The organism is Sphingobacterium litopenaei (assembly GCF_014692495.1).
Classification (GTDB): Bacteria; Bacteroidota; Bacteroidia; order Sphingobacteriales; family Sphingobacteriaceae; genus Sphingobacterium; species Sphingobacterium litopenaei.
This window is the reverse complement of the sequence record NZ_JACOIJ010000001.1, coordinates 235767-261130: the sequence shown is the minus strand read 5'-3', so window position 1 is coordinate 261130 and position 25364 is coordinate 235767. Positions and strand designations below refer to the sequence as shown.

At 34.7% G+C, this 25364-nt stretch carries 23 protein-coding genes; 7 read left to right on the top strand and 16 right to left on the bottom strand.

The features are described from left to right. Position 1: 1 nt before the first annotated feature. Positions 2-1870 carry an LTA synthase family protein gene (locus H8B04_RS01150; protein ID WP_190301184.1) on the bottom strand — a complete coding sequence of 623 codons (1869 nt, stop codon included), beginning with the start codon at positions 1868-1870 and terminating at the stop codon, positions 2-4. A gap of 168 nt (positions 1871-2038) precedes the next feature. On the opposite strand from H8B04_RS01150, the gene H8B04_RS01145 reads away from it, so the two are divergent. The 4 genes from H8B04_RS01145 to H8B04_RS01130 all read left to right on the top strand — a co-directional run bounded on the left by H8B04_RS01145 (position 2039) and on the right by H8B04_RS01130 (position 6977). After that, the gene (locus H8B04_RS01145; protein WP_190301183.1) at positions 2039-4657 is read left to right on the top strand and encodes a valine--tRNA ligase; all 2619 of its coding nucleotides are present in this window, start codon (positions 2039-2041) and stop codon (positions 4655-4657) included. Positions 4658-4945: 288 nt separating this feature from the next. Then, positions 4946-5497 (top strand): hypothetical protein, encoded by a 552-nt coding sequence (locus H8B04_RS01140; protein WP_190301182.1) that lies wholly within the window; start codon positions 4946-4948, stop codon positions 5495-5497. Between the two features lie 270 nt (positions 5498-5767). Continuing rightward, positions 5768-6442, top strand: coding sequence for a superoxide dismutase (locus tag H8B04_RS01135; RefSeq protein ID WP_190301181.1), 675 nt, complete (start codon positions 5768-5770; stop codon positions 6440-6442). Positions 6443-6563: 121 nt separating this feature from the next. Then, positions 6564-6977, top strand: coding sequence for a DUF4342 domain-containing protein (locus H8B04_RS01130; protein WP_190301180.1), 414 nt, complete (start codon positions 6564-6566; stop codon positions 6975-6977). A 78-nt stretch (positions 6978-7055) separates the two neighbouring features. Here the strand turns inward: H8B04_RS01130 and H8B04_RS16950 are convergent, their stop codons facing one another. From H8B04_RS16950 to H8B04_RS01120, 4 genes are all read right to left on the bottom strand, one after another. Then, complete coding sequence (locus H8B04_RS16950) at positions 7056-7823, bottom strand: alpha-amylase family protein (RefSeq protein WP_223815194.1); 768 nt, start codon at positions 7821-7823, stop codon at positions 7056-7058. Positions 7824-8023: 200 nt separating this feature from the next. Next, a complete protein-coding gene (locus H8B04_RS16945) occupies positions 8024-8374 on the bottom strand; it encodes a TIM-barrel domain-containing protein (protein ID WP_223815193.1) in 351 nt (116 codons plus the stop codon). A gap of 73 nt (positions 8375-8447) precedes the next feature. Continuing rightward, positions 8448-8639, bottom strand: a complete 192-nt coding sequence (locus H8B04_RS16940; RefSeq protein ID WP_223815192.1) for a hypothetical protein — start codon at positions 8637-8639, stop codon at positions 8448-8450. 22 nt (positions 8640-8661) lie between these two features. Next, positions 8662-9528, bottom strand: a complete 867-nt coding sequence (locus H8B04_RS01120) for a DUF808 domain-containing protein (RefSeq protein ID WP_190301179.1) — start codon at positions 9526-9528, stop codon at positions 8662-8664. Positions 9529-9614: 86 nt separating this feature from the next. Here H8B04_RS01120 and H8B04_RS01115 point away from each other — a divergent pair, with 86 nt between their 5' ends. Then, positions 9615-10388, top strand: coding sequence for an isocitrate lyase/PEP mutase family protein (locus H8B04_RS01115; protein ID WP_223815191.1), 774 nt, complete (start codon positions 9615-9617; stop codon positions 10386-10388). Positions 10389-10440: 52 nt separating this feature from the next. Here the strand turns inward: H8B04_RS01115 and H8B04_RS01110 are convergent, their stop codons facing one another. Beyond that, positions 10441-10695, bottom strand: coding sequence for a hypothetical protein (locus tag H8B04_RS01110; RefSeq protein ID WP_190301178.1), 255 nt, complete (start codon positions 10693-10695; stop codon positions 10441-10443). Positions 10696-11281: 586 nt separating this feature from the next. On the opposite strand from H8B04_RS01110, the gene H8B04_RS01105 reads away from it, so the two are divergent. Next, the gene (locus tag H8B04_RS01105) at positions 11282-13765 is read left to right on the top strand and encodes a DUF5686 and carboxypeptidase-like regulatory domain-containing protein (protein WP_223815190.1); all 2484 of its coding nucleotides are present in this window, start codon (positions 11282-11284) and stop codon (positions 13763-13765) included. A gap of 114 nt (positions 13766-13879) precedes the next feature. Here H8B04_RS01105 and H8B04_RS01100 read toward each other — a convergent pair whose 3' ends face one another. The 7 genes from H8B04_RS01100 to H8B04_RS01070 form a co-directional block, all read right to left on the bottom strand. Next, positions 13880-14491 (bottom strand): YciE/YciF ferroxidase family protein, encoded by a 612-nt coding sequence (locus H8B04_RS01100; protein ID WP_165291013.1) that lies wholly within the window; start codon positions 14489-14491, stop codon positions 13880-13882. Positions 14492-14557: 66 nt separating this feature from the next. Continuing rightward, positions 14558-15061 carry a hypothetical protein gene (locus tag H8B04_RS01095; protein ID WP_190301176.1) on the bottom strand — a complete coding sequence of 168 codons (504 nt, stop codon included), beginning with the start codon at positions 15059-15061 and terminating at the stop codon, positions 14558-14560. Positions 15062-15142: 81 nt separating this feature from the next. Then, positions 15143-16273 (bottom strand): serine hydrolase domain-containing protein, encoded by a 1131-nt coding sequence (locus tag H8B04_RS01090; protein ID WP_190301175.1) that lies wholly within the window; start codon positions 16271-16273, stop codon positions 15143-15145. Positions 16274-16289: 16 nt separating this feature from the next. After that, positions 16290-17018: a DUF3307 domain-containing protein gene (locus tag H8B04_RS01085; RefSeq protein ID WP_190301174.1), complete on the bottom strand. Its 729-nt coding sequence runs from the start codon at positions 17016-17018 to the stop codon at positions 16290-16292. Then, complete coding sequence (locus tag H8B04_RS01080) at positions 17012-17617, bottom strand: hypothetical protein (RefSeq protein ID WP_190301173.1); 606 nt, start codon at positions 17615-17617, stop codon at positions 17012-17014. The genes H8B04_RS01085 and H8B04_RS01080 overlap by 7 nt, the downstream gene beginning before the upstream one ends. Before the next feature lie 103 nt (positions 17618-17720). Continuing rightward, positions 17721-18680 carry a bile acid:sodium symporter family protein gene (locus tag H8B04_RS01075; RefSeq protein ID WP_190301172.1) on the bottom strand — a complete coding sequence of 320 codons (960 nt, stop codon included), beginning with the start codon at positions 18678-18680 and terminating at the stop codon, positions 17721-17723. A gap of 56 nt (positions 18681-18736) precedes the next feature. Continuing rightward, positions 18737-19165 (bottom strand): CBS domain-containing protein, encoded by a 429-nt coding sequence (locus H8B04_RS01070; RefSeq protein WP_190301171.1) that lies wholly within the window; start codon positions 19163-19165, stop codon positions 18737-18739. 300 nt (positions 19166-19465) lie between these two features. Here H8B04_RS01070 and H8B04_RS01065 point away from each other — a divergent pair, with 300 nt between their 5' ends. After that, entirely contained in the window at positions 19466-20671 is a 1206-nt protein-coding gene (locus tag H8B04_RS01065; RefSeq protein WP_223815189.1) for a pyridoxal phosphate-dependent aminotransferase, read from the top strand. A 53-nt stretch (positions 20672-20724) separates the two neighbouring features. Here H8B04_RS01065 and H8B04_RS01060 read toward each other — a convergent pair whose 3' ends face one another. From H8B04_RS01060 to glgB, 3 genes are read right to left on the bottom strand one after another with little or no spacing between them, the layout of a single operon-like run. Further along, a complete protein-coding gene (locus H8B04_RS01060) occupies positions 20725-21996 on the bottom strand; it encodes a glucose-1-phosphate adenylyltransferase (RefSeq protein WP_190301170.1) in 1272 nt (423 codons plus the stop codon). Positions 21997-21998: 2 nt separating this feature from the next. Beyond that, complete coding sequence (locus H8B04_RS01055) at positions 21999-23417, bottom strand: glycogen synthase (protein WP_190301169.1); 1419 nt, start codon at positions 23415-23417, stop codon at positions 21999-22001. Between the two features lie 29 nt (positions 23418-23446). Beyond that, positions 23447-25357: a 1,4-alpha-glucan branching protein GlgB gene (gene glgB / locus H8B04_RS01050; RefSeq protein ID WP_190301168.1), complete on the bottom strand. Its 1911-nt coding sequence runs from the start codon at positions 25355-25357 to the stop codon at positions 23447-23449. Positions 25358-25364: the final 7 nt, after the last annotated feature.

The following is a 25364-nucleotide window of genomic DNA, read 5'->3' as shown; positions in this document are numbered from 1 at the left end:
ATTAATAATTTTGAAAATCTTTAAAAACTTCTTGGTAATACCCTTTTGCAATACGGATTAAGCTATCTTTTTGACTATCTATCTTAACGCCCTCTTTGTAAGCGACTTTACCCCCTAACACATCATATCCTACCGCCTGCTCATTTGTGACAATGCCAAATGTGCTATTGGAATTATAAAATGCCACATTCAGTCTCGACCTCGTAAATAGATCAAAAGAATATTTAAAAGGAGATGGTTTATCACTAACAAAATTCCACAAAGTAGTTGCTACATCTAACTGACTTACGACCTGTTCCATTTTACGCCCCTTCCATTCTTCTTTCAAAGCACCGCCAAAAATAAACAAAGGAATATGGTAACGCTTAGGATGCTCTAAGCCATATTTTTCATTTGGGTAAATATTTCCATGATCGGATACCACTACAAAAATAGTATCATCGTACCACCCTTTCTTCTTAGCACGCTCTACAAAATTTCCAATCATCGTATCCGTATAATACGCTGTACTGCGGTACATATCCGCTTTAGTCTTTTTACCAAATTTATATCCTCCATCGAGATTATATGGTTCGTGATTTACTAACGTATAGAAGATGGAGAAAAATGGCTTTTTATCCTCATCCAAATCTTGTAGCATACGTTCTGCTACAACATGATCGTACACACCCCAAGAATTTCTTTTCTCGTGTAAATCAAAATCTGCATTATCTACTACTCTTTCAATTCCGTGCGTAAACATATAAGATTTGAAATTGTAAAACTGACTTTGCCCTCCGTGATAAAACGAAGTGCTGTATTTCAACGAATCGTATATCTGTCCAATTGCAGGTAATTTTTCGTGCTTCGGAATGTATTGTATGATACTCTCCGTTCCTTGTGAAGGAAAACCACTCATTACAGCAATCATCCCTTTGTCCGAACGATCAGCAGCAGAATAAGCTCGTGTAAAATTCACGCCTTCACGCATATATTTATCCAAGTTTGGCGTAATACCCTTTTCACCACCTAGCTCCTCAAACACCTGCGCCACCATTCCTTCCAAAAGAATTAAAACAACATTTGGTCGGTCCATTCTTAATACATTTTCTACTGTATCTGAAGTTTTTGGAAGCACAGGATTAATAATTTGTTGAGCTTCTTCTTCTGACATAAAACGATAAGGATTTTTCTTAGCGCTTTTCATCATATCTTTTAAAAAAGCCCAATACGTATTTACAGCTAAGTGATTTGAAGTTGTATTATCCGAAAAATAAACTGCACTTGGATTCAATGTTGCACGACCGAAACCACCTCGTATAAAAGCAAAAAGGACAAATGCTCCAGTAACAAAAACCACTAATATAGATGACCAATTTTGATTCCTGTATTTTGCTGCTCTCACGACTATACCGTGGTAAGTATAGTGTGCAATTACAAAATATAAAACCACTGTAATAGCTGCGAAAATCAACATTCCTAGATCAATTGAACTCGTAACTCCACCAACAGTACCTGCTCCTAACAAGATCGCACGCTTACTAATTTTCTCTCCCCAGGATTCATAAAGCGGATTGTTTACTATAGTGATTAGTGCAAACAATACGGTTGGAACTAATGTATAACCGCGTAGCCACCATGGAGAAACAGGCTTTTTAATAACCAACAGCTGAATAATATAGAATATAAAAGGTAAAGCGATGAAATAACAAGCTAACGAAGCATCCAAGCGGATTCCATAGAGATACGAATAAAGAATATCAGATTTATCTTCAAATTTAGACCAATTACTTATCAAAAAGGCGGTTCTATCAAATAGAAAAAGTACATACCAATACAGGAAATAACTCAGTAAAAAAAGGATATGTGAACGCCAAGCGGGCTTATTCATTCTTTACAATATTTTAATTAATAAATAATAAATCCAAATTTCATCCAAAAGTAATCATATATACTCATATCTATTCCCTTATCAATATCATTTTTTGTTTTGATTGATACATTTAAGTCCTATTAAATCCGTAATTTTGTACTTCAATTTTTTGATCGAATTTTAACAATGAGTATAGCAAAGACTTATAATCCGAAAGAAGCAGAAGAAAAATGGTATTCTTACTGGATGGAAAACGGATTTTTCCGTTCTACACCAGATGAGCGTGAACCATACACGATTGTCATGCCCCCACCAAACGTTACTGGCGTGTTACACATGGGACACATGTTGAATAATACCATTCAAGATGTATTGATTCGTCGTGCACGTATGCAAGGTAAAAATGCATGTTGGGTACCTGGCACTGACCATGCCTCTATCGCTACGGAAGCTAAAGTCGTTGCCATGTTGAAAGAACAAGGAATTGACAAAAAATCATTGACTCGTGAAGATTTCTTGAAACATGCTTGGGAATGGAAAGAGAAATACGGCGGTATCATCTTGAAGCAATTAGAAAAATTAGGTGCTTCATGTGATTGGGATCGTACAAAATTCACAATGGATCCTGATTTGTCAGAAGCCGTTATCGATACGTTCATCAAGTTTTACAAAGATGGCTATATCTACCGTGGTGTTCGAATGGTAAACTGGGATCCACAAGGCAAAACTGCGCTTTCTGACGAAGAAGTAATCCGTAAAGAAGTAAATCAAAAATTATACTACATCCGTTATAAAATCAAAGATTCGGATGAATATATTATCATAGCCACTACGCGTCCGGAAACGATTATGGCGGATACAGCTATCTGTATCAACCCTAACGATGAGCGTTATGCACACCTTAAAGGTAAGTCAGTTATCGTTCCATTGGTAAATCGTGAGATTCCTGTTATCCAAGATGAGTACGTAGAAATGGAATTCGGTACAGGATGTTTGAAAGTAACACCTGCACACGATTTGAATGACTACGAATTAGGTCAAAAACACAATCTTCCAGTAATCGACATCTTAAATGATGACGGTACATTAAACGAAAAAGCTGAAATCTTAGTGGGTGAAGATCGTTTCATCGCTCGTAAGAAAGTAGCTAAATTATTAGAAGAAGTTGGTCAAATCGAGAAAATCGAAGATTACAAATCGCAAGTTGGTTTCTCTGAACGTACAGATGCTGCTATCGAACCAAAATTATCGATGCAATGGTTCTGTAAAATGGAAGAAATCGCTAAGCCAGCTTTATCCTACGTAGAAGATGGCACCATCAAATTGATTCCAGAGAAATTCTTTGCTTCATACAAGCACTGGATGGAAAATGTGAAAGATTGGTGTATATCGCGTCAGTTGTGGTGGGGACAACGTATTCCGGCTTGGTACAATGACAAAAACGAATGGGTAGTTGCGAAAACTGAAGCTGATGCGATCAAAGAGTTTGAAGCACAAGGCAAATCTGCTACAGGTATTCGTCAAGAAGACGACGTATTGGATACATGGTTCTCTTCAGGTTTGTGGCCCATGTCCGTTTTCGACGGTGTCCGTAACCCTGAAAACGAAGATTTCAAATATTACTACCCTACGAACGACTTAGTGACTGCTCCAGAAATTTTATTCTTCTGGGTAGCTCGTATGATTATCATGGGTCATGACTATACACAAAAACCTCCTTTCCGCAATGTATACTTAACAGGTATCGTGCGTGACAAGTTGGGTCGTAAGATGTCAAAATCATTGGGTAACTCCCCTGATCCTATCGAGTTGATGGAACAATATGGTACAGATGGTGTACGTGTAGGTATGTTGCTATCTTCTCCTGCCGGAAATGACTTGATGTTTGACGTGTCTTACTGTGAGCAAGGTCGTAACTTTGCTAACAAAATCTGGAATGCGTTCCGTTTGGTAAAAGGTTGGGAAACTATAGATAATCCAGCTACTGAAGCACAAAAAACAGCGGCTGTATGGTTTGAAAATCGTTTCAACCAAGCTGTAGCTGAAATCGACGAACACTTCGCAAATTACCGTTTGTCAGATGCCTTAATGGCGACTTACAAATTGATTTGGGATGACTTCTGTGCGTGGTACTTGGAATTAGTAAAACCAGCTTACCAACAGCCAATCGAAGCAGAAACATTAGAAACGGTAAAAGCATTCTTCCAAAAAGTATTGGCATTAGCTCATCCATTTATGCCTTTCTTGACAGAAGAATTGTACCACGATGAGATTTTCGGATCACGTGATGCTAAAGACTGTATCATCGTAGCGGAATACCCTAAAGTAGCTGCTTTTGACGAGAATATCATCAAGGAATTTGCCACGGTACAACAAATCATTTCGGAAGTTCGTGCGGTACGTAACTCAAAAGGTATTTCTCCAAAAGTAGAATTGCCTTTGGCTATCAGTAATACAGATATTGATTTTGCGAAATATCAAGAATCAATTATCAAATTGGCGAACATCTCTGAATTGACTTTCGTACAGGAAAAAGTAACAGGAGCATTAAGCTTCTTAGCGGGTAAAACAGAATGTTATGTACAATTAGCTGCTGATAATATCGACGTAGATGCAGAACGCGAACGTATCACCAAAGAAATCGAGTACTTGAAAGGTTTCTTAATATCCGTAGATAAGAAATTATCAAACGAGCGTTTCGTTCAAAATGCAAAATCAGAAATCGTACAAAACGAACAAAACAAAAAAGCAGACGCTGAAGCTAAAATTCAAATCTTAGAAGAAAGTTTAGCTAATTTGGGATAAAATCCTTTAAAACGTCATGTCGACCGAAGGGAGACATCTAGACATTAGATACTCAACAAGAGTATATAAAGCCTCACCACGTATCTGGTGAGGCTTATTTATTATAAATTATTCGTATTTTAACAATGTTAAGACCAATAATTAAAATGAGTAAAACTGTATCGACAAATAAAAATTCTGAAGAAAAGACAAAATTAAAAGAGTGTTTTATTATCACACCAATTGGTGCTCCTGATTCTGAAATTTTCAAAAAAAACAGAAGGTCTTATTAATTCCGTTTTAAGACCAGTGCTTAATGAACATGGATTTGAACCACTTCCTGCTCATCATATAGATAGTACAGGCTCAATAAATAAGCAAATTATCGAGAAAATTGTAAACTGTGAATTAGTTATTGCTAATTTGACAAGTGTAAATCCAAATGTAATGTATGAATTAGCAATTCGACATTCTTTTGGAAAGAGAGTGATTACAGTTGCCGAACATGGCACTAAACTGCCTTTTGATATTATTGACCAACGAACAATTTTTTATAGTGACACTATGCATGGTGTTGATAAATTTAAACCTGAGTTATCAAAAGCTATAAAAAAATGTATTGAAGAAAATGAAGATATTCAAAATATAAGCAACCCTATTTATGATGCTGTAAAACAAATTGCTGAAATTAAAAGTTTACCTGAGAAAGACAGAAATGCTTTAGAGATAATTTTAAATAAACTTAATAACATAATACCTTCGCTAGCAAATAAGGATAATTACGACAATTCTAAAGAAACATATTTCGATTATGTAATAAAAATATTTGGAGTTGATTCTAAAAAAATCATCAATGAATAACAACTATTACTAATAGTATATGAATCACTCCATAAGGCAAATATCATTGATCTAGATAAATATGTTAAATTGGAAATTTTCAACGCAAGCAATAGCTTCATAAAAAAAATTGAAAATGAAATTTTAAAAATCGATAGTGTTGAAAAAACTTAATCATTAATCATATTATAACCTAATTATTTAAACTTAATTGTTAAAATACTGTTATAAAACCAAGTCGATTTGTATTGAATATCAACAAAGCTTATCTTTAAAACAAAAACAAATACGATGAATATACTAAAATCAGCTTTTTTGGCTACAGCGATATTTGCTTCACAGGCTACTTTTGCGCAATTCAAACAAACGCCACTTCCTTATGCGTACAATGCTTTGGAAGGTGCTATTGATGCGCAAACAATGGAAATTCATTATAGCAAACATGCGGCAGCTTATACAGCAAATTTGAATAAAGCTATTGCGGGTACATCGACAGAAAAAGAAAGTATTGAATCGATCTTGGGTTCTATTTCGAAACAATCTGCAACAGTGCGTAATAATGGCGGTGGTCATTACAATCACGAATTGTTTTGGTCTATTTTGACACCAAATGCAGGTACAAAACCATCTGCAAAATTAGAGAAAGCGATTAATGATACTTTTGGTTCTTTAGATACGTTGAAAGAAAAAATCAATGCAGCGGGTGCCACTCGTTTCGGTTCTGGTTGGTCATGGTTATCTGTTGACAAAGCAGGTAAATTGTTTGTTTCATCAACTGCAAATCAAGACAATCCATTGATGGACGTGGTAGAAGAAAAAGGAACGCCTATTTTAGGAGTAGATGTGTGGGAACATGCTTACTATTTACGTTACCAAAACAAACGTGCAGATTATTTGACAACCATTTGGAACATAATTAATTGGGATGAAGTTTCTTCACGTTACGAAAAAGCGTTAAAGAAATAATTATACACATAGGTGTCATTTCTAAAATGAGATGACGCACTTAACATCGTCATTTCGAACGAAACGTAGTGTAGTGAGAAATCTTAATTTTAGATTATCAAACTTTACTACTTCTTCCGAAATGGCGATTTTATTTTCACCGAATTCTCCTCCTCTTTTACCGAGTTTTCATGCTCTTCCACCTATCCACTATCCTATCGCTTCTCTTTCCGCTGTATCTTTGAATATAAAATTTGAACAAATATCATTTAAAATAAAGAACATTATGGCAACGAAAAGAATATTTACAATCAACGGAAGCAGCATTAATAATATGATTAAAGGCTTATTCTCTAATATCAACAATTCGAGATTTGTAGCAACCTCCAAATCTGGAAACAATATTGTCAATCTTCCACTTTTATTAGTCATCATTCTGGCTATTGTATTTCCAGTAACTCTTGTAGCAGGTGTTATCTTAAGTATAATTTTTAAAATTGATATTGCAATTGAAAGAGATATCACAAGAGATATAAAATTAATAGAGAACAAATAAAGTATAAATCTATACTATAAAAAACGGGCTTACTTAGTAAGCCCGCAATGATTTATTAAATTAAACTATTTTATTTTTTCAAAATACGTGTAATCTAGATATTGGCACATCTAATTTATAGTTTTTACCACCTTTGTAAATTTTGCCAAGATCATCTTTCCATTTGAATCCTTTAGATAATTTAACCTCTCTTTTTAATCTATTATCCACAACGGGAGCTACTAAATATTTTTCTCCTAACATGAATTGATCAAGAACAGTTGCAAAACCTTCCGCAGGAAACGAATATTCCATATGTCTGAGAATAGGTTCGCCTGTTTTTGAAGATTGCTTTGCAGTTTCTAATATGTATTCGCCAAATTTTTCATGTAATAAAGCACATTGACGTACTATTTCAAGATGCTCACTATTTAAAATTCGCCATTGAGCTACAGAGTATTGCATCATTGGCATCAAGGCATGTACCTGTGCAGAACGTACAATTAAAGATTGGTCGAAATCCTCTGCTTTTTTGTTCAAAAATGTCGTAAACTCTCCTCCTCCAATCATATTAGGGCAAGTGTATGCATAACCCAACAATCCAGCGGTTATCATATAAGGAATTAAGATACGTACCGAATTCCATGAATACGTTTTATCGCCCAAACACTGCACAAGCGGCTGTCCCCCCATTTTCCATCCTGCTCTATATTCATTAAATGGAAACTCCAACCCCAATTTAGCCCATGCTAAAGTATGATCTACCGATAGGGCATTCTTATCATAACTATCAAGCAAGTTCTCCTCATAAAATGCATTATCACTGGCATCAAATTTGAATCCGTCGATTCCATAATCTGCTTGCATTTTTTTCAATATAGAAACGAAATGATTAAAGCAGCGGGATTTGTTAAATCATAACATGCAGATTGACCATTCCACAAATTTAGGATCGCAGACTCATCCTTGCCTTTCTTCTTTATTAAATAACCTTTCCGGGCTAATTCACGATACTCAGGACTATCAGGACTTACAAAATTACATATCAATAACATCACTTTGAAACCTTAAGAATGGAGTTTTTGAATCATACCTTTTGGATCTGGAAATTTTTCAACCCTAAAATCAAAATTTCCATAATAGCGTTGCCAATTGTCATCAATCATAAAAACAACTGTCGGAAAGTTGTTGGCCACAATATCCTGCGCATATTTTAGGATATCATGTTGATTTTGGTTATACATCAACTCAATCCATGTATTATACTGTGGTTTGGTAAAAAATTCCTCTGCTGGGAGAACTCCAGATGCAGGAAAATACTTAATACTCGCCGCTAAATAAGCAGATTTTAAAGCATTCCCAGATTGCTGAATCTTTAATTCTTCATAATCTGAATTAATTACGATTTTCTCCCCCATAACAGCGAATTTTATAGGTTTATCACTCCAAATAAAACGCCCTTTGTTGGAAACAAACAGAGGAACTACCTGATTATTTGAAATTTTCCCTTGCTAAATTATATTCTCTAGCTGGATGTAAAAAAGGCATACTAGAGCCTTGCGCTACCACTCCTCCCCACCAATATTCATCTTGCCCTATGGGCAATTCTAAAGTCGATTTTGACTGCGAATAGCCCAGATGAATAGTAGTAAATAAGACAATTAATACTAAGTTACTTCTCATAATTGTTTATAGTTTAGTTGATTTATTTTTTTATCGCATATACTACTTTTTTGATTAATGTGATTACAATAACAACAATTAATCCCATCCCAAAGCCTATTAAGCTTTCTTTCAACGTATTATTCCATGTAGGTAATAGGTGATGAAAAAAATCAATATTATGAACGAATATTCCCCCTGATACCATTAATAAAGCAATAGTACCTACAACAGATAATATTTTTATAACTACAGGTAAAGAAATAACCAATCCTTTTCCCAATGCCGCGACAAAACCTTCATTTCTTGATTTTCTAATCAACTTAAAGCCAGTATCATCCATACGAACAATTAAAGCTACAATCCCATAAACTCCCACAGTGGCTAAAAATGCTACGGCGCTTACCGTAATAATTTGAACAGATAATGAACGATCCAAAACCGTAGCCAAAGCTATAATTACAATCTCTACAGAAAGTATAAAATCTGTAGTGATGGCTGATTTTATTTTTGCTTTTTCATTAGCTTCCCCGTCTTCTTTGATCTCCTCTATGACTTCTTCCCCTTTCTTTTTACGATGAAAAAGAAATTCAACGATTTTCTCGACGCCTTCATAAGCTAAATACAAACCACCAATAATTAGAACAATCTTAATAGCTATGGGCAGAAAAATCTGTAATAAGAATACTAAAGGAATGATAATTAATTTATTTACAAAAGAACCTTTTGTGATTGCCCAAAGCACCGGAATTTCTCTTGATGATAGAAAGCCTGTAGCTTTTTCCGCATTTACAGCCAGGTCATCTCCCAATATACCTGCGGTTTTACGGGTTGCTATTTTACTTGCGACTGCAACGTCGTCCATGAGCGCAGCGATATCATCTAATACTGCGAAAATTCCTGAAGCCATTTATATTTATTTAGTTTAGCCATAAAAATATAAATTTTAAAAAAATTGACGTTAAAAATGTATAGAAAACATTTTACAACTGTCGAATGTTATATTTTCAAAGATATAGAATGATGTATACTAATTTCAAAAAACTACACACACAACCCGATTTGCTCATTCTAGGCAATGTATGGGATGCCAACTCGGCGAAGATTGCGCAGGAAGCTGGCTTTAAGGCTTTAGGAAGTTCGAGTCATGCCATTGCAAATGCAATGGGTTACGAGGATGGAGAACAAATCACTGTTGACGAGCTGCTTTTTATAGTAGAGAGAATAGTTAAAGCTGTAGATATTCCAGTATCTGTTGATTTTGAATCTGGGTACTCAGATAATCCAGACAAAGTAGCACAAAACGTCAAAAGGTTGGCAGATCTAGGAGTTGTTGGAATAAATTTAGAAGATGGACAAGTGAAAAATGGTAAACGCATATTGGGGGATGCGGAATTGCTCCAACAAAAAATCCAAGCCATCAAAGCAGAAACGAAAGAAATCTTTATAAACGCACGTACTGACTCCTACACTACCAAACACAAATCGCCTTTGGAAGAAGCTATTAATAGAGCTAAAATATATACAAACGCCGGTGCGGATGGACTTTTTGTTCCGCTGATAGAATCTGTTGATGATATTGAAAGTTTGTTAAAGCAGACTTCCTTACCACTCAATGTATTTTTAACAGAAAACCTTCCTTCGGTAGAGAGACTTACAGAATTAGGCGTCAAAAGATTATCACATGGCGCAAAAATCTACGAATGGTTGGTACAACAGAACACTACATTATTCAAGGACTTTTTTAAAAATCCGAAGTTACCGAAGTAATTACGTAAAAAAGAGTACCATTGACACTTAGCTAATGGTACTCCTTACATATCTATTTTTCTAAAATACTTTCAAAAATTTCTTTTTCCATTGAAAAAAAGAATAATACTTTAGAGCTATCTATTTCTGATTTATCCATACATAGATAAGCATTCCAACCAGCAGGTAATTCCAAATAATAACCCCACCCTATATAATTTTTTAAGCGTCCTAAATTTTTAATTTTATGAAATTTACGACCTATTTTCATATTTGATTTCGTAAAATTTTTATCATCACTACTTAATATAATATCTTCCAGTAGCATTTGTATGATACCTATACATAATACCATTTTTTATTACAGAATCTAATTTAACAATCCCATAAGGAACATATGTGTGTGCAGAAACCGTATCTCTGAAAGACTGAGAAAATACAGTGCAAACAAATCCAATTTGGAGCAATATTAGCAAGAGAAACATTTTCATTATTACTAAGTTATTTAATTTAAATATAATAATAAAAATAGCATTAGTGTGACGCCAAATGGTACTTTACCCCAATTTTATCCTCTTCTACAATTAGAGGCTGTTTTTCTATAGTATAATTCTAACTATTTTAGTATCTCCACCATAGCACAATATTCTTTTTAAGATATATGAGAAGGTGAAAAACAGATCGTCGATATATAGTAGTTTTGTAATAAAATTGTATTGTACTTCAATTTATATCACACCAAAGTCAAAGTGATTATTTGCAGATATAAGTAAAAGAAATAAGTAGTTAATTTGCATTAGAATTTTTGAACAAAAAATATAAAAAGTCAAAAGTTTAGACCTGCAATTAACATGAAATATTATTTGAATAGGAGTATTTTATTATTTTTCAGCTTATTCTTTAGCTTAGTTTCGATGGCGCAATCCTTTAAAATTAAGGGAAATGTTATAGATAAGGAAACAAAAGAGCCAATAGAATTTGCTACAATAGCGATTGTTGGAAGTACGCAAGCTACAAAAACAGACGAACTGGGTAATTTTGAATTTTCCCTTCCCAATAAGAATGTAAAGGTACGCGTGAGTTACGTAGGTTATCCATCTCAAGATTTGGATTTATCTTCAGGTAAGACTTATTTTTCTATTGCTTTAGCTGCAGAAAATGAAATTGCTGAAGTTATAATCAAAAAGCCTAGATTAAAATATTCCAATAAAAATAATCCTGCTGTTGAATTAATCCGTCAAGTAATTGATCATCGCGACCAAAACAGATTAACGGGGCAAGATTTTGTGGAGTTCGAACAATATGAAAAAATCTCTTTGGGATTAAGTAACCTTTCTGAAAAATTCGTTAATAAAAAAGCATTCAAAAACTATCAATTCTTATTTCAAAAACAATCAGACAGTACATCAACATATGTTCTTCCTGCTTACATGGAAGAAAAAGTGTCTAAAGTTTATTACAGAAACGATCCTAAGAAAACAAAACAATATATAATCGCAGAGCAAAAGGCTGAATTTGATCCTAAATTTGTGGACAACGAAGGTTTAGCGAATTATTTCAACAAGCTGTATGATAAAGTGGACATCTACGATAATAACATTACGTTGTTGACCAACCAATTTTTAAGTCCAATTGCTAATAGTGCCCCTACATTCTACCGGTATTACATCACGGATACGATTAAAACCTCAAAATCTTATCTCGTAGAGCTAAGTTTCTTTCCACGAAGTAAGGGCGATTTCTTATTTCAAGGAAAACTCTACGTTACTTTGGATGGCCAATATGCTGTTCAAGGCACTAAAATGAAAGTTAGCGAGGATATCAACCTTAATTTTGTCCGTGATTTAAATATTGAACTTACTTTTGAAAAAGATAATATTAACAAATATTTTTTAAGTCGGAGTGCATTGGGAATTGATTTTGCTTTGACAGGAAAAGGTAAAGGTGTACAAGGAAATCGTGTCGTGTATTATAAGGATTATGTCAATGGAATGCATAGACCCGATTCTTTATATGCAGGCGCTGAGGTAGAAAAGATTATAGAAAAAGCTCCAGCAACAAATCAAAGACAATATTGGGCTGGATTACGTCAAGCACCTTTGACCAACCAAGAGAAAGCAATTTATCAAAATATTGACTCACTACAAACGATGCCATCGTTTCGTAGATTTATGGATGTGGCAGCTTTGATTCTTTCGGGATATAAGCAAGCAGGTCCAGTAGAAATTGGTCCAGTTAATACTTTTTACAGCTACAATCCGGTAGAAGGACTTCGTTTGCGTATTGGAGGTCGTACAACAGAACAGTTAAGCACTCGTTTCTTCTCGGAAGCATATGCGGCTTATGGTTTTGAAGATAAAAAATGGAAATATTTCGTCAGTGGAACATACTCGATAAACAATAAGTCAGTTTATAAATTTCCGCAACACTACATTCGTGCATCCTATCAGCACGACACTAAAATCCCCGGACAAAATTTAGAATTTATTCAAGAAGATAATGTGTTATTGTCTTTCAAACGTGGTGAAAACAAAAGCTATTTGTACAATGATACATACAAAATAGAATACAAAGCAGAATTTGGAAATCACTTTTCCATTAATGCTGGCTTGACCAAATGGAAACAAACTCCTGCGGGTGTAATTCGCTATCAGATTATTCCAGAAATGGGAGATCCTACCATTATTAACGAAGTAAATACGACAGAAGCGAATATTGGATTTAGATGGGCTCCAAAAGAACAATATTATCAAGGTAAATTGTACCGAACTCCTATTTACAATGAATATCCGATTTTCACTTTCAATTATACAGCTGGAATTAAAGGCGCGCTTGACGGAGAATATAATTACCATAATTTCACCGCAGGTGTATTCAAGCGAGTGTATTTATCACAATTTGGATATGCTGATGTGAATTTGGATGGAACCTATATTCTAGGAGATAATATTGCTTATCCGCTATTAACATTGCACCGAGCAAATCAAACATACGCTTATCAATTGCAATCGTACAATTTGATGAACTTTATGGAATTCATTTCTGATCATCACGCTTCGATTAATGTACAATATTACATGAATGGCTTTATTTTAAACAAGCTACCTTTAATTAAGAAACTACAACTGCGTGAAGTATTTAGTTTCAAAGGTTTGTACGGTGGTTTGAGAGATCAAAATAACCCAACATATAACCGTGATTTATTTGCTTGGCAAAGAAATATAGATAATGAAATTTCTTCATTTACATTTGGCGACAAACCGTATATGGAAGCTAGTGTTGGCCTAGGAAATATATTCAAAGTATTACGCGTAGATTACGTGAAGCGTTTGAATTACCTGAATCAACCAAATGTTTCAGATTGGGGAATTCGGGCGCGAATCAAAGTTGATTTTTAATTAGTGTTTTAAATAGTGTCTATCAACGTCTTTGGAGAAACCGCGATAAAAAAGCGAAGCCTGGGCTTCGCTTTTTGCATTTAAGAATATATCTATTGTATTGGAACAGTTTCTTTATTCGGCTTTTGAATTTAGATTGGTGTCTGCCAAGCCTGTTAAAGTTTTGTCACATTGTTTCTCTTCCTTCAAAGTTGCTAATAACAATTTCAAAGCTTCTTTATGACCTAATACTTTTGCAAAAGCTGCTAAAGTCCCATAAGTCGCAATTTCATAATGTTCTACTTTCTGAGCGGCTGCGATAATTCCAGCATCACGAACTGCACCAATTTCGGTTTCCTTTATGATACCCTTCCCCTCTTCCAATAATCCATCCATTGCATCGCATTTTTCAGCTTCTGCTTTTTTACCAATAGATTTAAAAGCAGCTTCCAATCGCTTAATATGTTCTTCCGTTTCGATTAAATGGCTAGCAATAGCAGCTTTTAAATCCGGAGAAGTTGCATTTTTCTCCATTTTTGGAAGTTCTTTTTTCAATGCTTTTTCAGCCCAATAGATATCTTTTAAACCATCTTCGAATAAATCTTGCAAATCTTTCGCTGCATCTTTTTTTGCTGCAATCTTTCCAGATTCTGATTTATTCTCTTTTGAAGCTGTATCACGTGTTTTCGTTGTAGCTGCGGACTTAGCTGTAGATGCCGAAGCTTTTTTCTCTTTTACTGTTGCCATAAGTTGAAATAATTTAGTGGATATAACTAGTATATAAACAACAGGAATGAAAGAAAGTTTTGAAAGTTATCGAGCTAGCAAAGCTAACTCAGATTGTTTATACATGTTAGCCCCTTTGAGGTAATTATAAATGATATCTTTGGTCTTATCATCTTCTAGTTTATAAAGGTTAGATACCAAGAAACTTTTATCTTCCTCAATATTAGATTTATACCCTAAAAAATCTGGTATATGGTACTGAATACACAAGCGAATAAATCGTAATTCTATATTATTAGGTTCGGTTTTGATTTGGCTTTCCAACATTTTCTTACCATCCTTAAAATATCCCATTTTCTTAAATGGATTGGAAGTATGTTTTGCCATAAACATATGAAATGCTGCTTCGTAGCCTTTTTCTAAAGGAGTTTTGGCTTTAGCTTGCAAAGTTTGGAGATATTTTTTACAAAGATCCTCATCTTTCACACCTTTGTTAAAATCTTTACGCACATCATATAGATTCAAAGTCTGAGCATTTACTGTGGTAAACAGTATTATCGTAAGCACAAAAGTTCCCAAAATTTTACCCATAATTCATTCTCCTTTATAATTATATCGATATAAAATACAAAAAACAAGCCAATTTTTAGGAATCTAATTTCTAATACGCTGTTACTTTATTAGCTTTTCATATAATAAATTGGTGATTTTAGCAGGCAAGGCTACTTCCCCATTTTCATATTCTAACACACATCCATTAGTAATCACCACTATTCCAAACTTCTCTTTAGGATTAAAAAACATAGAACTGTACAAACCGTACGCAGAGCCTGTATGCCCTACCATATGCTGCCCAGGAATCAACTTAGTGGTTTCCAATAATGCTAAACCATAGCCTGAATCTTCCGAAATCTTAGTTTGCATCAATTTCGAATACTTTTTACCTAATATTTTAACTTTTCCTGATTTACCGTAATTCATATGCATTATCATATATTTCGCTAAATCGACAGCAGAAATTTTCATCCCGCCTGTTGGTGAAAATATTGGAGTAGTCTCTCCTAAGACATGATTTCGCACTTCTTCGCTTCGAGGATTGTATGCTAAAGGTTCGTGAATGAATTTATCATTTTTACTATCGTAAGCATATAGGGAGGTAAAACGTGTATTGTCCAAAGAATCGATACAATACCCCCCGTATAATCCCAATGGATTGAGGATCTGTTGTCGAATATAAGTATCAAAACGAATGTTTGTGAGACGTTCTAAGACAGCTCCAGCCATATTAAAATTTAGATTACAATACTCATATTTCGTCCCTGGTGCATAATCATTATAACTTTTTTGCCAATTCGAATTTTTGGAAGGATTAATCACATCCAAATCAAAATAGCCATTTGCATCGTTTATACTTGAAGTGTGTGATAGCACCATACGTAAGGTTATTTTGGTTTTTGGATATTTCGGGTTGCGCACCAGAAAGCCCACCAAATCTCCAATATCATCATCCAAAGATATTTTTTTCTTTTCGACCAATTGCATTAACGCTGTGGAAGTAAATGACTTCGAGATAGAAGCTATTCTAAAAATATTACGATCTACATCCAACGGAGTATTATTTTCCAAAGAACTTTTTCCAATAGCATTTTTTTCAATAATTTGTCCATCTTTGACCACCACATATGCTACCCCGACCGCTTTATATTGATCCGCTATTTTTTGAACTTCATTCTTTAAATCTTGAGCAAATAACATTGAAGTACTCCATGCAACAGTTAGGCATGACATTAGTAAGTTTTTCATTTTATAGATTAGTATGTTAAGTATATTTTAAAGCTAAACGCAAGGCATATCCTATTCCAATAGCAATGATAAAGCTCGCTAATGTCCCCACTAAGATATACTCTGTAAATTTAGTATCTTTTGCATTAGCTAAGTCACCAAATCTGAAAATTGATTTGGCGGCCAACAGAAATCCAATTCCAGACAAAAATCCTACCTGAATAAATAATACGATAATCAGACGTTCCATAATCCCTATCAAAAGACCAGCATGCATTAGACTTTCTTTACGTTTATTTTGAAATTCAAATTCTTTGTCCCATTTGGAAAAAAATAAACGTAAAAATATAGGGCTCACTACTGCTACTAACAAAAAAGCAATTAGGTACAATAAAGTATCGATGGAAAATAATAGTTCATAACTCAACGGTGGAAAGCCAAAATTATAGAATGCAACACTGCCCAAAACGGCTAAATGTAAAATTTGATCAATGCAGAAGAAAAACAAGGGCTTTGCGGGATATTTTCCCTCTAACCAAATTTTTAAACTGTCTATAGCTAGATGTGAAAATGTAATAAAGGCAATAGAAATCCAGTATAATTGAAGCTCAGGATAGAAGAATAAAACTAGTAAGATAGCATGAATTAATACATGTAAAAACAAATAGCCTACTTTCTCTTTTCGTCGTTGTACTAATGTTTTCGTCTGCAAAACAAAGTCTCCAAGAATATGTGCCAATAGCAATTTTAAGAATACGACTAACATCTTTTAAATAATTCTTTTGTGCAATAATCTATCGTCATTTTTATCTTCTGCCAATTCGCATTCCCCAACTCGGTACTGACTTGACTTTGATATTTTCTATTCAACAATCGTGCTAACTCATTTTGATTGGCTTGTGGATTCTTAATTTGAGCCGAAACCGTTTGAGCCATATTTACAGTCCATCTTTTTGCCAATTCTGTCGCCAATTGTAACATGATATTGGTTGGCTCATCCCAGTCAGCCCAAGGTGATAGGACATAAATTAGATTTTTATCGAGTGTATCAAATGCCTCTCCCGAATTTATCAAGGCTTCTCCTGACGAATTTTTGATGTGCTCATCCCAATAGCTGATTTCTCCTATTCCTAGTCCTATTCGCACATCCAAAGGTTCTACCGTACGGATATTCGATTTAATCAGAAAAATAGCTTCTATACACCGATCTATTGGAACCGACACTTGAAAGCTGTCTCCTCTAAAAATATCAAAATTATTTGAATAATGCTTTAGACTTTCTTCTAAAACAGGTAACCATCTCTGTATGTCTGCTTTCCTTGACCCTACGATATCTCCTGTTAGTATAGCATATATTTCTCCCATAATCTTTTATTTACAATACATTTAAATATCACTATAAAAAGTGATATTAACAAATATCATTAAAAACAATGATAATTTAAAATATCATTAAATAAAGTGATAATTATTTAGAATGATTATGATAACGTTGCGCAATAAAAGTAATGATGAAAATTTGAAAAGCGTGGTAAATCATTAATGGCAAGAAGAAAAATCCAGCATACGGATTGTTCATAAAAATAAACTTGCCAAACACACTTCCATGTGTTAAAGATTTTTTGGAACCACAAAATAAGGCGGTAATTTGATCTTCAAGAGAAAATTGAAGTATATATTTACTCAAGAAATATAAAATACTATAAACTAAAACAAAAAGAAGAATAACCGCAACAAATAATTCAACCAAAAAGATAGCACCTAAAGTAGAAAAAATACCATTTTCAAAAGAATGGGCAAAGCTACTGTAGACAATAAGAAGAATAATAGATTTATCAAAATTGGATAACTTTTTACTATGTTTTGAAGCCCAATGTCCCCAATATTTTTGAAGTAGTAGTCCCAGAATCACAGGGAGAATAATTTCAAGAATAAGTCCACCATAAACATCGACCAAAACATTTTCAGTAGTAAAATCTAAAAATAAACTCATCCACAATGGCGTAATCAGAACACCTATTAACCCCGAAATACTTGAATTGAAAATTGCAGCAGGAATATTCCCTTTCGCGAGTGATACCATCACCACCGAAGATGAAACTGTAGAAGGAAGAGCTGCCAAAAAGAAGAAACCTATCCAAGTATTTTCGGAAATGAGTGTACCTACAAAAGGTCGAAACAGTAACACCACCAAAGGAAAGATGACAAATGTTGCTAGCTGCACAACAACATGAAGTTTCCAATTCTTCAGACCTGATTTTATCTGGTCAAAACTTAGCTTAAGACCATAGAAAAAGAAAATGAGCGATACACCAATGGAAGTTATAGCATCTAAAAGTGCACCACCTTCATAAATTGCCAACTGAGGAAAAAAATACGCAACAAAAATACTTAGCAACAGATATACGATAAAGAGGTCTATTTTCATATAAACCAAATATACGTATTAGCACAAGAAAACAAAGTGACAGAGTCAATCCAATTCTAACTGTGGATATAACTTTGCAGATGATCTATAGTTTGCTTTTGATCTTCAATGATGAATTTGACCAAATCCCCTATAGATAGCATAGCAATTACTTGATTAGACTCCACTACGGGCAAGTGTCTAAAATGATTGTCCGTCATTAAAACCATACAACTTTCAATAGAATCCGATATACTAATAGTATGGGGATCAGCTGTCATGATTTCACTTATAGCCGTATTTTTAGATGATTTCCCATGTAAAACAACTTTTCTGGCATAGTCTCTTTCTGTAAAAATCCCAACCAGTTTCTCATCTTCTATCACCAAAAGAGCACTGATATTTTTCTCCATCATAATTTGGAGGGCATCAAGGACAGAAGTATTTCTAGTAACAGAATAAATTACGGGTGATTTTGATTGAAGAATATGTTTTACTGTTTTCATAATCTTAAAGTTTAATACAATCCGACAAGACGGAATAAGGTTAATTTATGAAAGCTTTTGAAGTGTAGTAAATTATAACTAGCTAATCATATGAATAAATATACATTTTTTGTTTCAGAAAATAATTTATTAGAACAAAATATTTTTTCGAGTTACACAAAACACAGTAGACACTATATATTCTCTCCAGAACCATATTTTAAAGCTCAAAATATCAATTTTGTATCGCACTACGCATTTTGTTAAAATAATCTTAAAACTAACAGCAAAATGTTTTTATATAATTATATTTGTACCACTATGAGTACAGCATCATATTTATCAGATAGAATCAATAGCCTTTCAGAATCGGCTACATTGAAAATGACCAAATTGGGTCGCGAGTTAGCAGCAAAAGGTATTAACGTAATCAGCCTTAGCGTAGGGGAACCAGATTTCAACACACCTACACACGTCAAGGAAGCTGCAAAGAAAGCATTAGATGATAATTTCACAAGATATTCTCCAGTTCCTGGATACCCAGATTTGCGTCAAGCAATCGTTAACAAATTAAAAAATGAAAACGGTCTTGATTATGATATTTCTCAAATAGTTGTATCTACAGGAGCTAAACAATCTTTATCTAACGTAATTCTTACATTAGTAAATCCAGGTGATGAGGTAATCATCCCAACACCTTACTGGGTATCTTACTCAGAAATGGTAAACTTAGCAGAAGGTAAATCGGTATTCATTGACACCGATATCGAAAGCAACTTCAAAATTACACCAGCGCAACTAGAAGCTGCTATCACACCTAAGTCTAAAGTATTCATGTTCTCTTCACCTTGTAACCCTACAGGTTCAGTATACAGCAAAGAAGAGTTAGCTGCTTTAGTGGAAGTTTTTGAAAAACATCCAAATATTTTCATCATTTCTGATGAGATTTACGAGCACATTAATTTCATTGACAAACATGAATCAATCGCTCAATTCGAAAGCGTAAAAGACCGTGTAATCATTATTAACGGATTCTCTAAAGCTTTTGCAATGACTGGCTGGAGATTAGGTTATATCGCCGCAAATAAAGAGATTGCAGCAGCTAATGATAAATTGCAAGGTCAAACTACTTCTGGTACATGTTCTATTGCACAACGTGCAGGTATCGTAGCCTATGAGCAAGGTTTGGACTCTGTAAATGAAATGAAAGAAGCTTTCGCGCGTCGTCGTCAGTTAGTCTATGGATTATTAAATGAAATTCCTGGCGTGAAAACTAACTTGCCAGAAGGTGCTTTCTATTTCTTCCCAGAAATTAGCTCTTTCTTTGGCAAAAAAGATCCTGAAGGAAATGTGATCAAAGATTCATCAGACTTAGCGTTGTATCTATTAAACTATGGTCACATCGCAACTGTAGGTGGTGATTCTTTTGGTAACAATAATTACATTCGTTTATCTTATGCTGCTTCAGATGAGAATTTGATAGAAGCTCTAAGAAGAATGAAAGATGCATTAGCTAAATTAGCATAATAAAAATCCTATAATACTAAGAAAGGCTTCAATAATTTTTGAAGCCTTTCTTTTTAATGTCCAATAACGGTTCCGTTTGGAATTATAGCGTTCTTTTTGACTACCACGATTCCATCACAGATAGTGTAATGTTCAGAATCTTCATCCGCTAGATGCGTACCTCCTACGATTCGCACATCATTACCTATCCTACAATTTTTATCAAGAATAGCGTTTTCAATATAACAACGCTCGCCTACTCCAATTGGAGGTGGTTGTTGAGAATAAGTCATATTTACAACTTCGCTTAAATCTTCATAATAATCAGATCCCATCATATAAGTACGTTTTATTACCGTTCCTCTACCTATACGAGAACGCACACCTATTACCGATTGCTCCACTTTATCACTCATGATAATACATCCATCAGCAAGTATAGCATTATTAAGAGTCGATCCAGACACCTTCGATGGTGGCAACATCCGTGGGCGTGTAAAAACTGGTTCGCCAAATAGATTAAATAAAGGAATATTATCAGTCAAACTTATATTCGCTTCAAAGAATGAGGCTATAGTACCAATATCTGTCCAATAGCTGTCAAATGGAAAACTTAAAACCTTACTTTTGCCTATCGCTTCTGGAATAATTTCCTTACCAAAATCCATTCCGGGATTTTCAGCCAATAATCTCGTCAACACCCCTTTCGAAAACACATAAATCCCCATAGAAGCAAGATAATTGCGACCTTGATGCGCTAAATTTTCAGGAACTTCGGAGGTCCAATCTGGTAATAAATCTGAAGAGGGTTTTTCAATAAATGCTGTTACATCCCCATTCTCACTAGATTTTAGGATACCAAATCCTGTAGCCTCTTTGCCAGTAACAGGTATTGTACCAATAGTGATTTCCCCACCATTCTTTACGTGAAAATCTACCATGGCTGCATAATCCATTTGATACAATTGGTCTCCGGATAGAATCAGTACATAATCATAATCAACATTGATTAAATTCTTTTGAGTACGTCGTACCGCATCAGCCGTTCCTTCAAACCATCTATCCCCCTCGTTCGTCTGTTCAGCAGCCAAAATATCAACAAAACCTTTACTGAACACACTAAAATTGTATGTATTCTTGATATGCTTATTCAGTGACGCTGAATTATACTGCGTTAGAACAAAAATCTTGTTATAACCTGAATTAAGACAATTTGAAATAGGAATATCGACCAATCTATATTTTCCTGCTATTGGGACTGCTGGTTTGGATCGCTGGTCGGTCAACGGATAAAGCCGAGTTCCTCGACCTCCTCCTAGTACAATGGATACAACTTTGTATGACATAATTATTTGAGTAACTGGTTATATAAATCTATATATTTTTGCGCTGATTTTTCCCACGAAAAATCCAACGACATTGCTTTCCTTGTAATAACCGACCAATCTTTTTCTTTTGAATAATAAGCTAATGCTCTTTGAATAGCATCGACTATACTTTCAATAGTGAAGTCGTTAAAAACAAATCCATAACCATTCTCTTGACTCACGTCAAGGACTGTATCTTTTAATCCTCCGACGCCTCGTACAACAGGAATAGTTCCATATTTAAGTGCGTAAAGCTGGTTAAGGCCGCAAGGTTCTACACGGGATGGCATTAGGATTACATCTGATGCCGCGTAAGCTTCATGTGCTAAAGCTTCATTGTATCCAAAATATACAGCGATTTTGGGCGCGTATTTTGTAAATACATTCTCAATATCTTGCTGTATACTTGAATCCCCTGAACCTAATATAAATATAGTTAATTTATTTTCATTATTCGAATAGAAATTATCCAACACCGACGCTAAAATATCAGCTCCTTTTTCGTGCGCAAACCTTCCTATGTAGGTTAATAAAAGACCATCACTCGATATGCCATTATTTTCACAAAAAGCTTCTTTATTTTTTCGTTTACCACTCTTGACCGTTCGTGCGTTGTATTTACTGTTAATTAACGGATCTTTCGAAGGATTCCAAATTTCGGGGTCAATACCATTTACGATTCCATGAGATTTATAAGCTTGCTCGACAAATAAACTTTCCAAACCTTTCGCTTCGTGAACAAGTTCCCCTAAATATCCTTCTGAAACGGTGGAATAAGCATCGCAACAACGAACAGCAGAAGATAAAGGATTTATAGAGCCGCTCCAATCTAATAAACCCCACTTCCATGTATCGAAACCAGGTAATAATATACCTTTGCTCCAATTCATCCAGCCTTGGTATTGGCCATTGTGAATAGTGAATAATGTTTTAATAGATGATAACTCCCTAAAGTCATTTCCATTTTTGAGCAAAAAAGGAATTAATCCAACATGATGATCATGACAATTTATAACATCAGGACGTATATTATTTGTCAAAATCCAATGTAAAAAAGCATGCTGGAATGCTAACCACTGCTCACTATCATCCTCATAACCATACACTTCAGAACGATCTAAATAACCAGGTATCTTAATTAAATATAAGGAGAAACCCAAATTCGTTTCTTCGTGATGATAGACGATATAATTTAAATATTGTGACCCTTGATAAAATCCTCCTTCAGCAACCACTTCAAAATCGTGCGATTGTATATACGGTTTATTATACCATGGCATGACTACACTCGCGTCAATCCCAAGCTTACGTTGATATTTTGGTAAAGCGCCAACCACATCTGCTAATCCTCCAACTTTAGCCACTGGATAACACTCCACACTTAAATGAATGACATTCATACAGTATTTTTTGTTTAGGTTGTAATTTATTAGGTTGTTAATTTTAATATCACCCCTCCTAAAGGAGGCAATTTCAAACTCACTGAATTATCTTGATTCATCCAATGAATTGCATCTGATTTTATATTACCGATATTCACCCCAGAGCCAAAATATTCAAGCTCGTCAGAATTAAAAATAACCTCCCAATTGCCTTTGGAAGGCACGCCAATACGGTATCCTTCGCGCACTACAGGGGTTAGATTTAATACAACGACCAGGTCATTGTGTCTATCATGACCTTTACGGACATAGGCCAAAACACTATTATCAGCATCGTTTAACTCTAACCACTCGAAACCTTCTGGGCTAAAAGCTTTTTCGTATAATGCAGGCTGCTCTTTATAAGTAGCATTTAGTTTTTTCAAAAATTCGAATAAACCTTTATGTGGTGGAAACGCCATTAAGTGCCAATCTAATGATTGGTTAACATTCCATTCTGAGGTTTGACCGAACTCTCCTCCCATGAATATCAATTTTGTGCCCGAAAAAGTATACATGAATAAATACAAAGCACGCAGGTTAGCAAATTTTTGCCATTCATCACCAGACATTTTATTCACTAAGGACTGCTTACCATACACTACTTCATCATGTGACAAGGGCAACATAAAATGTTCATGATAAGCATACACAGATGAAAATGTCAATTGACTATGATGATATTTACGATGAATAGGATCTTCTTTGAAATAATTTAATGTATCATGCATCCAGCCCATCATCCATTTCATTCCAAAGCCTAATCCACCATCGTAAGTCGGCTTACTAACGCCTGGCCAGGATGTAGACTCTTCGGCAATAGTCTGTACATCGGGATAATTTGAATAAACTGCTTCATTGAATTCTTTCAAGAAATATACCGCTTCTAAATTTTCTCGACCTCCAAATTCATTTGGAATCCATTCTCCCTCATTTCTAGAATAATCTAAATACAACATGGAAGCTACAGCATCTACACGTAAACCATCGATATGATAACGATCCAACCAAAATAGCGCATTACTGATTAAGAAAGAACGCACTTCATTTCGTCCATAATTAAAAATGTACGATTTCCAATCGGGGTGAAATCCTTTTCGAATATCTTCATGCTCATATAAAGCCGATCCATCAAATCGATAAAGACCGTGTGCATCACCTGGAAAATGAGAAGGCACCCAATCTAAGATTACACCAATTTCATTCTTATGCAACTGCTCGATTAAATACATCAACTCTTGTGGTGTACCATAGCGAGAAGAAGCTGCAAAATACCCCGTTATTTGATATCCCCAAGATGGATAATAAGGATGCTCCATAATAGGCATAAATTCGACATGCGTAAACCCTAATGATTTTACATACGGAACCAATTTTTCAGCTATCTCACGATAAGATAATAATCGATCAGGGTTATATGGGTCTCGTATCCAAGACCCAATATGTAATTCATACACGGACATAGGACGATCTAAACGATTTCGTTCGTGTCGATCTCTCATCCATTTATCATCCTGCCACTGATGCCATGTTGTAGAAACTACAGAAGCGGTTTTTGGTGGAATCTCCATAGTTAGGGAAAACGGATCAGCTTTTTCCAATATTTCCCCGGAATACGTTTCAATACGATATTTGTATACTTCACCAATACCGATATTGAAGATAACGCCTTCCCAAATACCACTTTCATCCCAACGGACATACAGTTCATGGCTATAAGGATTCCAACCATTGAAGTTACCTATCACTGATATTTTTTTCGCATTGGGAGCCCATACAGCGAAGTATACCCCCTGACGTCCATCTAAAAATACAGTTTGGGAACCAAATTTTTCATACAGACGAAAATGCTTTCCACTTCTAAATAAACTGATATCAAAATCAGTGAATAAAGAAAATACTTCAACAGCTTTACTCATAATTGTA